This window comes from Methylobacterium sp. Leaf91, from assembly GCF_001422815.1.
Classification (GTDB): domain Bacteria; phylum Pseudomonadota; class Alphaproteobacteria; order Rhizobiales; family Beijerinckiaceae; genus Methylobacterium.
The window spans coordinates 62,281-74,644 of the sequence record NZ_LMMP01000006.1; the positions used below are offsets into that span (position 1 = coordinate 62,281).

Below are 12,364 nucleotides of genomic sequence, written 5' to 3' on the forward strand. Positions count from 1 at the left end.
CGGACATGGGGCGGCTCCGGGCCGACGGGCAGCCCTTGACGATCGGTCGATGCCGCGACGGGCGGCGGTGTCGATGATGCGGCCGGGAAAGTCAAATTCGCCCGCATCGGAGGAGCGCTGCCAGGATCACGCAAAAGCAGCGAAACGACGGCGGTAATCGCCGGGCGTCGTCGCGATCCGGCGCAGGAAGACCCGGCGCAGGGTTTCCTCGGCACGAAAGCCACAGCGTTCGGCGATGCGCTTCAGCGGCAGGTCGGTCTCCTCCAGCAGCCGGCGAGCGGCCTCGAAACGGATGCCCTCGATCGCCTCGGCCGGGCTGCGGCCCGTCGCGGCGCGGTAATGCCGGGCGAAACTGCGCGGGCTCATCCCGGCCCGGTCGGCCAAAGCGGGGATCGTCAGATCGGCGGCGAGGTTCTCGCCGATCCAGGCATGGAGGCGGCCGAACCGGTCGTCGCCGCCCTGAAGCGAAAGGGCCGCGCTGAACTGGGCCTGCCCGCCGGGCCGCTTGAGGAACACGACGAGGTGACGCGCCACGGCCAGGGACGTCTCCCGCCCGAGATCGGCCTCCACCAGGGCCAGGGCGAGATCGATGCCCGCGGTGACCCCGGCCGAGGTCCAGAGCGCGCCGTCGCGGATGAAGATCGGGTCGGCCTCGACCCTCGCCGCCGGATAGAGGGCCCGCAGGGCATCGCAGCGGGTCCAGTGGGTGACCACGCGGCGGCCGTCGAGGAGGCCGGCCGCACCGAGGAGGAAGGCCCCGGTGCAGACCGAGGCGACGCGACGCGACCGGGCGGCCCGGCCGGACAGCCAGGAGACCAGGCCGGGATTGTCGAGATGGGCATGAACCCCTCGCCCGCCGGCGACGATCAGCGTGTCGATGGAGCCGGAATCCGGAACCAGACCCTCGGCGGTCAGTGCGAGACCCGAGGAGGTGACGACGGAGCCGGCACGCTCGGCGACGACGCTGCCCCGATAAGGGGATGGCCGTCCGGCGTCGACGAAAAGGTCGTTGGCGGTGGCAAAGACCTGGAGCGGACGGCTACATCGAGGAGCTGCACCCCCGGATAGGCCAGGATCGCCACGGTGATGATCGCCCCGGCGAGGGGCGGCTCCAGAAGCGGGTGGTTTGGCAGGATAGGAGGGTTTTTGGTCATGTCGGCCGGCAGCGTGCGCCGGTATCGTCGGTCCTGTCCAGCCGCGGCCTTTCCGTTGCCGCCCCCTCCCGGAGACCCTTGCCATGCCCCAGACCGAGATCCGCTTCGAGATCGGCCTCCTGACCTTCGAGGGCGTGCAGCAGCTCGACCTCACCGCGCCCTACGAGGTCTTCGCCTCGCTGCCGGGCGCGCGCGTCCACCTCGTCGGGCTCGACCGCGCCACCGTGGTCAGCGCCACCGGGTTGCCGCTGACGCCCACGACGGATCTTACCGCCTGCCCGCCCCTCGACCTCCTCTGCATTCCGGGCGGGATCGGCGTGAACGCCCTGATGACGCACGCGCCGGTGCTCGATTTCGTGCGCGCCCAAGCCGAGCGGCCGATCCTGGTCACCTCGGTCTGCACCGGCGCTCTCATCCTCGGGGCGGCGGGCCTGCTGAGGGGAAAGCGCGCGACCACCCATTGGGGCGCCCTCGACCTCTTGGCGGCCTTCGGGGCGATCCCGGTCGACGAGCGGATCGTGCGCGACGGACGGATCATCACCGGGGGCGGCGTCACCGCCGGCCTCGATTTCGCCCTCGCGGCGGTGGCTGAGCTCGCGGGCCGGATTGAGGCCGAGACGATCCAGCTGGCCCTCGAATACGCGCCGGCCCCGCCCTTCTCGGCGGGCCATCCCGGCACGGCCTCGCCGGAGGTGGTCGCGGCTGCCCGCGCGCGATTCGCCGCTTCGCGCGCCGCCCGCGAAACGATCATCGCGGGGATCACCCGGAACGGGGGGTTCTGAGCCTCATGCGTCATCGGGCCCGGCGGCGAGGGCATAGACCGCGTCGCCGAGGCGCTGGAACGGACCGTCGGGCCCCGAGCGCTTCCACAGCCGGGTGTTGAGGGCCGCCACCGGGTCGATGCCGGGGACCGACAGGCCGCGCAGGGTCAGGCCCTCCAGGATCTCGGAGGCGTGGAGAGGCCGGCCCGCCTCCTCGAGGATCTCGGAGGCGGCCTCCATGAGGAGACGGCCTTCGCGCCGGGCCTGCGACCTGTCGCCGCCAGATTCGCCCGCAGCCTCCTCGCCTGCCGAATCCGGCGGCGGGGCGACCGGGGCCGGATCGCGCCGCCCATCTCCCGCCCCTCCGGCGGGCCCGGATATCCGGCGGCCGATATCGAGGAAGAGCGTGAGGTCGGCGATGGCCCGCTCGATCCGGGCCCGCTCACGATAGAGGTCGGAGAGGCGTGCCTCGGCCTCGGCTTCCGTCAGGAACATGGTGGCACCTCTGGAATATTCCAATTATGGAATATCTAGCAGAAGGCGTGCCGGGATGGAATATTCCTCTCGAATATTTGGAAGATGCCTCAGCCCGCGAGGGCGCGCCGTGCCGCACCGGCCTTGGATGCGCCCGCCTTCGCCCCGCCGAGCCTGGGCGGAACCAGCAGGGCGCTCGGATGGGCGGGCTGGAGCATCATGCCTGCCTCGTCGAGGGAGACGGGCAGTTTCGGGAAGACCTCCTGCATATGGGCGAGATCGGCCTTGAAGGCCTGCCGGAAGCTGCGGATGCTGGCATTGTCGGCGCCGAACTGGCTGTGCAGGTTGGCCCAGGTCAGCCGCAGTGGGCGCTGCAGGACGCGCAGGCGGTAGCCGAGCCAGAACAGGAGATCGAGCTTGCGGGCCGAGCCGGCGAAGGCGCGGGCCGCGCGGATATCCACCGGCAGGGCGTGCTGGATCAGGTTGTCGTAGAAATCCTGGTGGAACTGCACGGTCTTCGACCAGACCTGCCCCTCCCCCGATCCGTGCGAGAGCCAGAGGTCGAGCTGGCGGAAGGGCGGCACGTTGAGGGTGCTGGCCTTGTCGCTGCCGTCCCAGAGGCCGATCTGCAGGGTACAGGCGGCGAGCCGGTTGAGCTGTTCCTTGAACTGCCGGATCGTGCCGCGCTCGCCGCCGGTGACGGAAAATCCCATCTCCTTCATGAAGCCCGACAGGCTGTCCGCCACCGTGATGGTGGGGCTGCGCTGGCGCACCGCCTCGGTGCAGAGATGCAGCAGGACGAGGCGGGCCTTGGGGCCGTAGGGCAGGCCCTGGAACTCCATCTCGCCATTGACCGGGTTCTTGAGGCGGCCGGCCAGCAGGCTGAGGGAATTGCGGCCGTATTCCCGGAAGAACTCGCGGGCATCGCCCGGATCGCGATAGGGCAGGCCGCACAGGGCCAGCACGCTGTGGATGTGCTGCAGGTTCTCCGGCAGGGTCGGTTCGTTCTCGATGACCTCGCGCACCATGTCGCGCCGGCGCCGGTCGCGGGGCATGGCGCCGCGCATGTCGGCGGCCTCGCGCAGGCTCGCCGCCTCGGCGTCGCGGGCACGCTGCCGATGGAGGATATGCTCGACGATGCTTCCGAACAGGAAGCTGCCGCGGCCGGCCTCGACCTCCTCCAGGAGGTCGGGATCACGGATCTGGGCGAGCTTCTCCTCGATCCCCATGGCTGTCATCGATACCGGCGGCTCTGGTCACTGAACTCCCGCCATCGCACGATTCCGAGGCCAGGAGTCGCCGGGGCCGGATCTTATCCCGACAATCCACGGAGTCGGCCCAAGGGCTCGGCCAAGGGCTCGGCCACGGAACCCCGCAGCCGGGGGATGGGCCGCACCCGTGCGGCGATCCCGCCGCCGGAAGAGACCGCCCCTCAGCCCTTGCGAGGTCTACGCAGAGTTCGATACGGGCCGGAATTCCGTTCTATCCCCATACTTCACCGGCAAACCCCGTTCTCCCCGCAGAATTCCATACGGATCGGCGCAGAATCGCATACGGACCGGGGCCGCGACAGCGCAGAATCCGATACGGCACCACGCAGAGTTCGATACGCCCTCGCGCAGAGTTCGATACGCGAAAGGGTCTCAACCTACGGGGAGAACACGCGAATTCGCCGTCCCATATAACTTGCTGAACTGACTCTCTAAAAAGAGGTTACTGATATCTTTCCTAAGGGGGTCGGTGGGTCGTTCGCTTTACCGGACGGCACGGTTTTTTGATCGATATCTTGGAATTTCCAGAATTCCTCCTCTCCCGGTCCACAGGTTCGGCACAGACGAGGATGGATCGTGCCCCCCTGCGACACCGGCTTGAGGGGACGCCACCGGTTGGCCTAACCGTGGCCGAGCCCGGACCTGCGCCCTTCCCCCTCCCCGATCGTCTCCAGCATGGTGAGCCCGTGACATCCGAAGCCCCGATCGAGACCCTGCTGCGATTGATGGCGGCCCTGCGCGATCCCGAACGGGGCTGCGCCTGGGACCAGGTCCAGACCTTCGACAGCCTCGCGCCTTACACGCTGGAGGAGGCCTACGAGGTGGTGGACGCCATCGAACGTGGCGATCTCGCCGATCTCCAGGGGGAACTCGGCGACCTCCTGCTCCAGGTCGTGTTCCAGGCGCGGGTCGCCGAGGAGGCCGGGAGCTTCGCCTTCGACGACGTGGTCCGGACGATCTGCGCCAAGCTGATCCGGCGGCATCCGCATGTGTTCGAGGCGGATGGGTCGCTGCTGGCGGATGGTCCCGAGCGCCTGAACCTGGCGCAGCTCGACGCCAACTGGAACGCGGCGAAAGCGGCGGAACGGTCGGAGAAGACGGGGCGGTCCGAACACGCCGGGGGCGACCTCCTCGGTTCCGTCGCCAAGGCCCTGCCCGCCCTCACCCGGGCCGAGAAGATCAGCCGCAACGCGGCGCGGCACGGATTCGACTGGCCGGACGCGGCCTCGGTCGTCGCCAAGATCCGCGAGGAGGTGGACGAGGTTGCCGACGCGCTCGGGCGGAACGACCCGGATCACCTCGCCGAGGAGATCGGCGACCTGCTCTTCGCGGTGGTGAATCTCGCCCGGCATTCCGGAATAGACCCGGAATATTCCTTGAAAAGAGGGAATATCAAGTTCGAGCGGCGCTTCCACGCCATGGCGGCTTTGATCGCGGAGGATGGGGCAAGCCTGGAAGAGGCCAATCTTCCCGCTATGGAGGCCGCTTGGCAGCGGGTGAAGCGTTCGGAAGCCTGATCGCCGGCTGGCTTCGGTCCGTTCGCCCGCCCGCGCTCTACCGCCGCCCGAACGGCCAATCGACGATCCGCGTGGCGTGGAGCGCCCACCAGACCAGAACCGGTTGGAGGGCGAGGCGGGGCCCGTGATACCACCAGCTATCGGGCAGGCCGGGAACGGAGATCCCCTCGACCGCGTGCTTGATATTGGCCGGAAACACGCAGATCGCGTAGGCGGCCAGGGCGTAGCCGGCGGCGCGGCGGGTGCGCGCGACGAACAGGCCCGCCACGCAGGCGAGTTCGTAGAGACCCGTCAGGATGACGACCTGCCTCGGCCAGGGCACCCAATCGGGCATGATCGGCAGGAACCTGTCGGCGGCCGCGAGGTGGAGGAGGCCGATGCCGCCATAGAGCGCGGCGAGGCCGAGCCGCGAGAGCAGGCGGCTGTGCGTTGGGGCCTCCGGCGTGGTGATCTCCGGCCTCACGCCACCTCCGGCGCGACGCCGCATTCCTCGGCGATGAGGCGGCGGAGCGCGTGGCTCAACGCGGCGACGGTCTCGTGCCCGCCGGGGAACGCCGTCGTCCCGATCGCCGTGACGGGGGAGAGGCCCCGCAGGGAATTGGTCATGAGCACCGCCTCAGCGGCCAGGACCTCCTCGAGGGCGAGGGAGCGTTCCGTGGTCTCGATGCCGAGGGATTCCGCCAAGCCGAGAACCTGCGCCCGGACGATGCCGGGCAGTACGCCGTCCGACAGCGGCGGGGTGACGAGGCGCCTGTCCAGGATTGCGAACAGGTTGCCGGTCCCGGCGCAGGCGAAGTGGCCTTTGGTGTTGAGGAACAGGGCCTCGTCGAAGCCCAGCGCCCTCGCCTCCCGGGCGGCGAGGATGGCGTCGAGATAGCCCAGCGTCTTGATCCTCGCGGCCGGCGAGGTCTCGTTGCGGCGGATCGTGCTCGGATGCAGCGAGACCGGCGCGAAACCCAACCCCGCCCGGCGCGGCGTGGCGGCGATCCACCAGACCGGCCGGGCCGGCTCCGGCGGGGCGAGACCGCGCGGGCCGGAGCCGCGGGTGATCGTGGTGCGGAGCGCGCCGTCGCCGATGGCAGCGGCGACGCGGCGCATCGCCTCCCCCACCGCTTCCCGGTCGATGAAGAATCCCAAATCCTCGGCCGAGGTGGCGAGCCGGGCGAGATGCGCCTCATGGAAGGCGAGGCGGCCGCCGAGGCAGAGGGCCGTGTCGAAGAGGCCGTCCCCGAGGGTCAGGCCCCGGTCGGCGAGGTCGAAAACATGGCGGCTGCCCTCGTGGAGGACACCGTCAAACCACAGCATCGCGGCTCTCCCGCCACCGGCGCGCCAGATCGAGGAAGTTGCCGAACACCGCGTGGCCGTTCTCGGTCAGCACCGATTCCGGGTGGAACTGCACGCCCATCGTCGGGTGGCGCCGGTGCGACAGGGCCATCACCTCGCCCTCCCCCGATACGGCATCGACGACGAGGGATTCGTCCATGCCCGGCTGCGGCGTGACGATGAGGGAATGGTAGCGGCCCACCTGCATCGGGTCGGGCAGGCCCGCGAACAGGCCGGACCCGTCATGCCGGATCGCCGTCGCCTGGCCGTGGAGCGGCCGCGCCGCCCGCTCGACCCGACCGCCGAAGGCCGCGCCGATGGCCTGGTGGCCGAGGCAGACGCCGAGGATCGGGATCTCGCCGGACAGGGCCTCGATGGCGGGTAGGGTCACGCCGGCCTCGTTGGGGGTGCAGGGGCCGGGGGAGAGGATCAGCGCCTCGGGGGCGAGTGCGCGGATGCCGGCGACGTCGACGGCGTCGTTGCGCAGCACCTTCACCTCCTGGCCGAGCTCCTCCACGTAGCGCACCACGTTGAAGACGAAGGAATCGTAATTGTCGACGACGAGGATCATGACGCCTCGCCCTCGTTCCGGTCGGGCTCGAAGGCGGCGAAGACTCGCGCCGCCTTGGTCAGGGTCTCCTCGTACTCCGCGGCCGGGTCGGAGAGGAGCGTCACCCCTCCCCCGGCCTGGAGCACGGCGCGGGCCTCGTCCATGAACACGGTGCGGATGGCGATGGAGGTGTCGAGCGACCCGTCGAACCCGATGGCGCCGATGGCCCCGCAATAGAGCTCGCGGGCATCACCCTCGATCTCGGTAATGATGTCCATGGCGCGCAGTTTCGGGGCCCCGGTGATCGAGCCGCCGGGGAAGGTGGCGGCGATCAGGTCGATGGCGTCGAGCCGCTGGCGCAGGGTCCCGGTCACCACGGAGACGAGGTGGTGGACCGAGGCGTAGGATTCGAGCCCGCACAGGACCGGCACCTTGACGCTGTGCGGCTCGCAGATCCGCGAAAGGTCGTTGCGCAGGAGATCGACGATCATGATGTTCTCGGCCCGCTCCTTGACGTTGGCCTGGAGCGCCTCGCCCAGAGCCCGGTCCTCGGCGGGATCCTCCACCCGGCGCACGGTGCCCTTGATCGGCCGGGTCTCCACCGCCCTGCCCTGCAGCTTCATGAAGCGCTCGGGACTGCTCGACGCGATGGTGAGAGCGTCGAAGGACAGATAAGCGCCGAAGGTCGCCGGGTTGGTCTCACGCAGGCGGTGATAGAGCGCGAAGGGATCGTATCCCGTCGGCAGCGCCGCCTCGAAGCGCTGGGCGATGTTGGCCTGGTAGATGTCGCCGGCCCGGATGTAGTCGCGGACCGTCTCCACCGCCGCCTCGTAGGAAGCCCTGGTGAAGTTGGAGCGCCAGGCGAGGGGCGCGGCCTCTGCTCTCGTCCGGGCGCCGCCGCCGCCCGCGAGCAACTCCGCGAAACGGTCGAGCCGCGCCCGCGCCCGGTCGGCGCGGGCGGAATCCGTCAGCTCCGGAAAGCCGTTGGCGACGAGCCGGCAGGTGCGGCTGTCATGGTCGATGGAGAGGATCGTGTCGTAGAGATTGAAGGCGATGTCGTCGGTGAGGCCGGCGCGGCGGGCCGGCGGCGTCACCCGCTCCAGGCAGGCGCCGAGATCGTAAGCGAAATAGCCGATGGCCCCGCCGGGAAAGCCGAATCCCTCGTCGCCCGCCATCCGGTAGGGCGCGAGGCAGGCGCGCAGGGCCTCCAGGCCGGACCCCTCGAGCGGGCGTCCGTCGAGCGTCGCGCGGCCGTTCGCGTAGCGGAACCGCCCGAACGGATCGGCGGCCACGATCGAGACGCGCCCCAGGGTCTCGTGGCGCATGGCGCTGTCGAGGAAGGCCAGTCCCGGCAGGGACGAGAACGCCTCGGCCGCCGCGACGGGATCGATGAAGGGGATCTCGCGGGTCCACATGATGCTGTCGGACTTAAGAGCTTGACGCGGGCTGGGACACGGGCCCCTCCTGCGGCATGGTTTCCTGATGACGCGCCACAGGTGACACGGGTCGCGGTCCGACGGAAGCCGCGCGGGCTGCATGGGCCGTGGAGGCTGGCGGCATGGTGCCCGGAACCGCCGCCCTCGCAACCGCGCGAGGATGAGCGTATAGGAAGGCTGCAACCCGGCACCCTCCGCCCCGAGAATCACGGCCGGTCGAGTTTTCCTCGGCCGCGACCGACGAGCGACCATGACCGTACCCGTCACCGTTCCGACCCCGGCGAAAGCCGCGCCCAAGATCTCGTTCGTCTCCCTCGGCTGCCCCAAGGCGCTGGTGGATTCCGAGCGCATCCTCACGCATCTGCGGGCGGAAGGCTATGAGCTCGCACGCCGACATGACGGGGCTGACGTCGTCATCGTCAACACCTGCGGCTTCCTCGATTCGGCCAAGGCCGAATCGCTCTCGGCCATCGGCGAGGCCATGGCCGAGAACGGCCGCGTCATCGTCACCGGTTGCATGGGCGCGCAGCCCGAGGAAATTCGCGAGAAATATCCGAACCTCCTCGCGGTGACCGGGCCCCAGGCCTACGAATCGGTGGTCGCCGCCGTGCACGAGGCGGTGCCCCCGGCCCATGACCCGTTCCTCGATCTGGTGCCGCCGCAGGGGGTGAAGCTCACCCCGCGTCATTACGCCTATCTGAAGATCTCCGAGGGCTGCAACAACCGCTGCACCTTCTGCATCATCCCGTCCTTGCGCGGCGACCTCGTCAGCCGGCCGGCCGGCGACGTGCTGCGCGAGGCCGAGAAGCTGGTGAAGGCCGGCGTCAAGGAATTGCTGGTGGTCTCGCAGGACACCTCCGCCTATGGCATCGATATTCGATACGCCACGAGCCCCTGGCGCGATCGCGAGGTGCGGGCGAAGTTCTACGATCTCTCCGCCGAACTCGGCGAACTCGGCGCCTGGGTGCGGATGCACTACGTCTATCCCTACCCGCACGTGGACGACGTCATCCCGCTGATGGCCGAGGGCAAGATCCTGCCCTATCTCGACATGCCGCTCCAGCACGCCAGCCCGTCCGTGCTCAAGCGCATGCGCCGGCCGGGCAACCAGGAGAAACAGCTCGAGCGCATTCGGCGCTGGCGCGAGATCTGCCCGGACCTCGCCATCCGCTCGACCTTCATCGTCGGCTTCCCCGGCGAGACCGAGGCCGAGTTCGAGGAATTGCTGACCTGGATCCGGGAAGCCAAGCTCGAGCGCGTCGGCTGTTTCGAATACGAGCCCGTGGGCGGCGCGGTAGCCAACGGGCTCGGCGATCTCGTCCCGCCGGAACTCAAGGCCGAGCGCAAGCGCCGCTTCATGGAGGCGCAGCAGGGTGTCTCGGCCCGTCTGCAGAAGGCGCGCGTGGGCAAGCGCCTGCCGGTCATCATCGATGCCGTCGAGGGCGGCATCGCCAAGGGCCGCTCGAAATACGACGCGCCCGAGATCGACGGCAACGTCCATGTCACCTCGCGCCGGCCGCTGCGGGTCGGCGACATCGTCACCGTGAAGATCGAGCGGGCCGACGCCTACGACCTCTACGGCAGCGCGGTCTGACACCGCCCACCAATGAGCCCCACCGGCCGCGACCGGCGGGGCTTTCTTCGTTAGCCGGGGTGTTCCTGACCCGTCAGGAATTCTTGCTCGTCAGGAATTCTTGCGCGGGCGGTGGTTCGGATCGATGCCGCCTTCCGGCGTCGTCTCGTTGTCGACATCGCCTTCGAAGGTCGACTCGCCTTCGAGATCACGGGGGTCGCCCCCGGACATCGTCATCCCCTTCGAGGTGCCGATTCCGGGATTGCCCTTGAGGTCCGCATCGGTCGGGACGTCGGTCTTCATGTGCTTGTTGGACATGAGCGCTCCATCACAGCTGCGATGACCCGTCAACGCGGCACCCACCGGCCAAGTTACCGGGTATCGTGCCGCATCAGGAATCGATGGACGCGCTGTCGATCCGGGTGATCCCGGCGCGGTCCATCTCGTCCCAGGCGCGGGCGAGCGAGCCGCTCTGGTCGATCGCCCTCACGGCATCCTCCACCACGACGATGCCGAACCCCGCGCGCCGTCCGTGGAGGGCGCTCCAGGCGACGCAGAAATCCGTGGCGAGGCCACAGAGGAACAGGCGGGTGACGCCGCGTTCGCGCAGGTATCCCGTGAGCCCCGTGGGCGTGACGCCATCGGCTTCGAGGAAGGCCGAGTAGCTGTCCGTATGCGCATGGTAGCCCTTGCGGATCACCAGCTCGGCCTGGTCGGCATGCAACTCGTCGGAGAGCCGCGCGCCGGGCGAGCCCTGGATGCAATGGTCCGGCCACAGGATCTGTGGGCCGTAGGGCAGATCCATGGTCTCGAACGGATGTCGCCCGGCATGGCTGGACGCGAAGGAGACATGCCCGGCCGGATGCCAGTCCTGAGTCAGGACCACATGCGGGAACAGGGCGGCGAGGCGGTTGATCGGCGCGATCACCGCATGGCCGTCCGGCACCGCGAGGGCTCCGCCGGGCAGGAAGTCGTTCTGGACGTCGACCACCAGGAGAAGGTCGCGCTCACCTGGGGTCATCATTCGCTTCGTCCTGTCGTCGGGTGATCCCGGGATCGCGGTATCCTTGAATCACGGGATACTCGGATCACGAGACGCCTGAATCAGGGGATGCTTGGATCCGGAGTTTCTTGGATCCGGAGTTTCTTGGATCCGGAGTTTCTTGGATCACGGGGTCATGATCGTGGCGCCCGTGGTCTGGCGTCCGGCCAGATCCTTGTGCACCTGCACCGCGTCGGCGAGTTTCGCCCGCGCATGGACGGGGATCTTCACCGCGCCGCTCGCCACCACGCCGAACAGGTTCTCGGCCATGGAATCGAGGGTGGCCCGCGTCCCCGCATGGGCGAACAGGGAGGGACGCGTCGCGAAGAGCGAGCCCTTCTGGCCCAGCACCGCCAGGTTGAAGTTCTCCACCGGGCCCGAGGCGGAGCCGAAGCTCACGAACATCCCCAGCGGGGCGATGCAGTCGAGGGAGGCCGGGAACGTGTCCTTGCCGACGCCGTCATAGACGACGCGAACGCCCTTGCCGTCGGTGATCTCCCTGACCCGCGCGGCGAAATCCTCGTCGCGGTAGAGGATGACGTGATCGCAGCCATTGGCCCGCGCCAGTTCCGCCTTCCCGGCCGAGCCCACCGTGCCGATGACGGTGGCGCCGATATGCTTGGCCCATTGGCAGGCGATGAGGCCGACGCCGCCGGCGGCGGCGTGGAACAGGATCGTGTCGCCGGGCTTCACCGGGCAGGTGCGGTGCAGGAGATACTCGGCGGTGAGGCCCTTCAGCATCATGGCCGCGGCGGTGTCGTCATCGACCCCGTCGGCGAGATGCACGGCGGCGCTGGCATTGATCACCACCTCCTCCGCATAGGTGCCCTCGGCCGAGCCGTAGGCCACGCGCTCACCCACCCGGAACCCGGTGACGCCCTCGCCGATGGCGGTGACGACGCCCGCGCCCTCCTTGCCGGGGGTGAAGGGGAGCTGAGCCGCCTTGTAGGCGCCCGAGCGGAAGTAGATGTCGATGAAGTTGACGCCGATGGCCGTCTGGCGGACGCGGATCTGGCCGGGGCCGGGCTCGCCGACCGCCACCTCCTCGTAACGCATCACTTCGGGCTCGCCATACTCGTAGACCCGGATCGCCTTGGGCATTGTCGTCACTCCTCGTCTGTCCGATGGACGCGACATAAGCTGCCGGTATTAAGGGGCAAGTCCGGCGCTGCCGATTGAGGTGCCCGGCCGGAGGCGCGGGCGGCATGGCCATTGCGAAACATCGCCCGCCTCGTGTGAGAGAGGCCGGGCGGCGGCGTTCCC

Annotated in this window: 12 protein-coding genes and 1 pseudogene; 3 read left to right on the top strand and 10 right to left on the bottom strand. The window is 69.1% G+C overall.

Going from position 1 to position 12,364, the window contains the following annotated elements:
* Nucleotides 1-126: 126 nt before the first annotated feature.
* Nucleotides 127-1,154, bottom strand: a pseudogene (locus ASF32_RS07390) (GlxA family transcriptional regulator).
* An 83-nt stretch (nt 1,155-1,237) separates the two neighbouring features.
* Between ASF32_RS07390 and ASF32_RS07395 the strand changes: the two are divergent.
* Nucleotides 1,238-1,936: a DJ-1/PfpI family protein gene (locus ASF32_RS07395; RefSeq protein ID WP_056425720.1), complete on the top strand. Its 699-nt coding sequence runs from the start codon at nt 1,238-1,240 to the stop codon at nt 1,934-1,936.
* A 3-nt stretch (nt 1,937-1,939) separates the two neighbouring features.
* Here the strand turns inward: ASF32_RS07395 and ASF32_RS07400 are convergent, their stop codons facing one another.
* Both ASF32_RS07400 and ASF32_RS07405 read right to left on the bottom strand, forming a co-directional pair.
* On the bottom strand, nt 1,940-2,410 hold the full coding sequence (locus tag ASF32_RS07400) for a winged helix-turn-helix domain-containing protein (RefSeq protein WP_056425723.1): 471 nt from the start codon (nt 2,408-2,410) through the stop codon (nt 1,940-1,942).
* An 89-nt stretch (nt 2,411-2,499) separates the two neighbouring features.
* Nucleotides 2,500-3,618 carry a replication protein RepA gene (locus tag ASF32_RS07405; protein ID WP_056425726.1) on the bottom strand — a complete coding sequence of 373 codons (1,119 nt, stop codon included), beginning with the start codon at nt 3,616-3,618 and terminating at the stop codon, nt 2,500-2,502.
* A 728-nt stretch (nt 3,619-4,346) separates the two neighbouring features.
* On the opposite strand from ASF32_RS07405, the gene mazG reads away from it, so the two are divergent.
* Complete coding sequence (gene mazG / locus ASF32_RS07410; protein ID WP_082470338.1) at nt 4,347-5,177, top strand: nucleoside triphosphate pyrophosphohydrolase; 831 nt, start codon at nt 4,347-4,349, stop codon at nt 5,175-5,177.
* A 37-nt stretch (nt 5,178-5,214) separates the two neighbouring features.
* On the opposite strand, the gene ASF32_RS07415 is transcribed toward mazG, so the two are convergent.
* From ASF32_RS07415 to pabB, 4 genes are read right to left on the bottom strand one after another with little or no spacing between them, the layout of a single operon-like run.
* Nucleotides 5,215-5,664, bottom strand: coding sequence for a DoxX family protein (locus ASF32_RS07415; protein ID WP_244478068.1), 450 nt, complete (start codon nt 5,662-5,664; stop codon nt 5,215-5,217).
* Nucleotides 5,637-6,482 (bottom strand): aminotransferase class IV, encoded by an 846-nt coding sequence (locus ASF32_RS07420; RefSeq protein ID WP_056425728.1) that lies wholly within the window; start codon nt 6,480-6,482, stop codon nt 5,637-5,639. Before ASF32_RS07420 ends, ASF32_RS07415 begins: the two co-directional genes overlap by 28 nt.
* Nucleotides 6,469-7,071, bottom strand: a complete 603-nt coding sequence (locus tag ASF32_RS07425) for an aminodeoxychorismate/anthranilate synthase component II (RefSeq protein ID WP_056425731.1) — start codon at nt 7,069-7,071, stop codon at nt 6,469-6,471. The genes ASF32_RS07420 and ASF32_RS07425 overlap by 14 nt, the downstream gene beginning before the upstream one ends.
* The gene (pabB, locus tag ASF32_RS07430) at nt 7,068-8,465 is read right to left on the bottom strand and encodes an aminodeoxychorismate synthase component I (protein WP_056425735.1); all 1,398 of its coding nucleotides are present in this window, start codon (nt 8,463-8,465) and stop codon (nt 7,068-7,070) included. Before pabB ends, ASF32_RS07425 begins: the two co-directional genes overlap by 4 nt.
* Nucleotides 8,466-8,736: 271 nt before the next feature.
* Here pabB and rimO point away from each other — a divergent pair, with 271 nt between their 5' ends.
* Nucleotides 8,737-10,080 carry a 30S ribosomal protein S12 methylthiotransferase RimO gene (gene rimO / locus ASF32_RS07435; protein WP_056425738.1) on the top strand — a complete coding sequence of 448 codons (1,344 nt, stop codon included), beginning with the start codon at nt 8,737-8,739 and terminating at the stop codon, nt 10,078-10,080.
* Nucleotides 10,081-10,170: 90 nt separating this feature from the next.
* Here the strand turns inward: rimO and ASF32_RS07440 are convergent, their stop codons facing one another.
* The 3 genes from ASF32_RS07440 to ASF32_RS07450 form a co-directional block, all read right to left on the bottom strand.
* Nucleotides 10,171-10,377 carry a hypothetical protein gene (locus tag ASF32_RS07440; protein WP_056425741.1) on the bottom strand — a complete coding sequence of 69 codons (207 nt, stop codon included), beginning with the start codon at nt 10,375-10,377 and terminating at the stop codon, nt 10,171-10,173.
* Nucleotides 10,378-10,450: 73 nt separating this feature from the next.
* Nucleotides 10,451-11,083 (bottom strand): bifunctional nicotinamidase/pyrazinamidase, encoded by a 633-nt coding sequence (pncA, locus tag ASF32_RS07445; protein ID WP_156467720.1) that lies wholly within the window; start codon nt 11,081-11,083, stop codon nt 10,451-10,453.
* A 144-nt stretch (nt 11,084-11,227) separates the two neighbouring features.
* Complete coding sequence (locus tag ASF32_RS07450; RefSeq protein WP_056425743.1) at nt 11,228-12,202, bottom strand: quinone oxidoreductase; 975 nt, start codon at nt 12,200-12,202, stop codon at nt 11,228-11,230.
* Between the last annotated feature and the right edge of the window lie 162 nt (nt 12,203-12,364).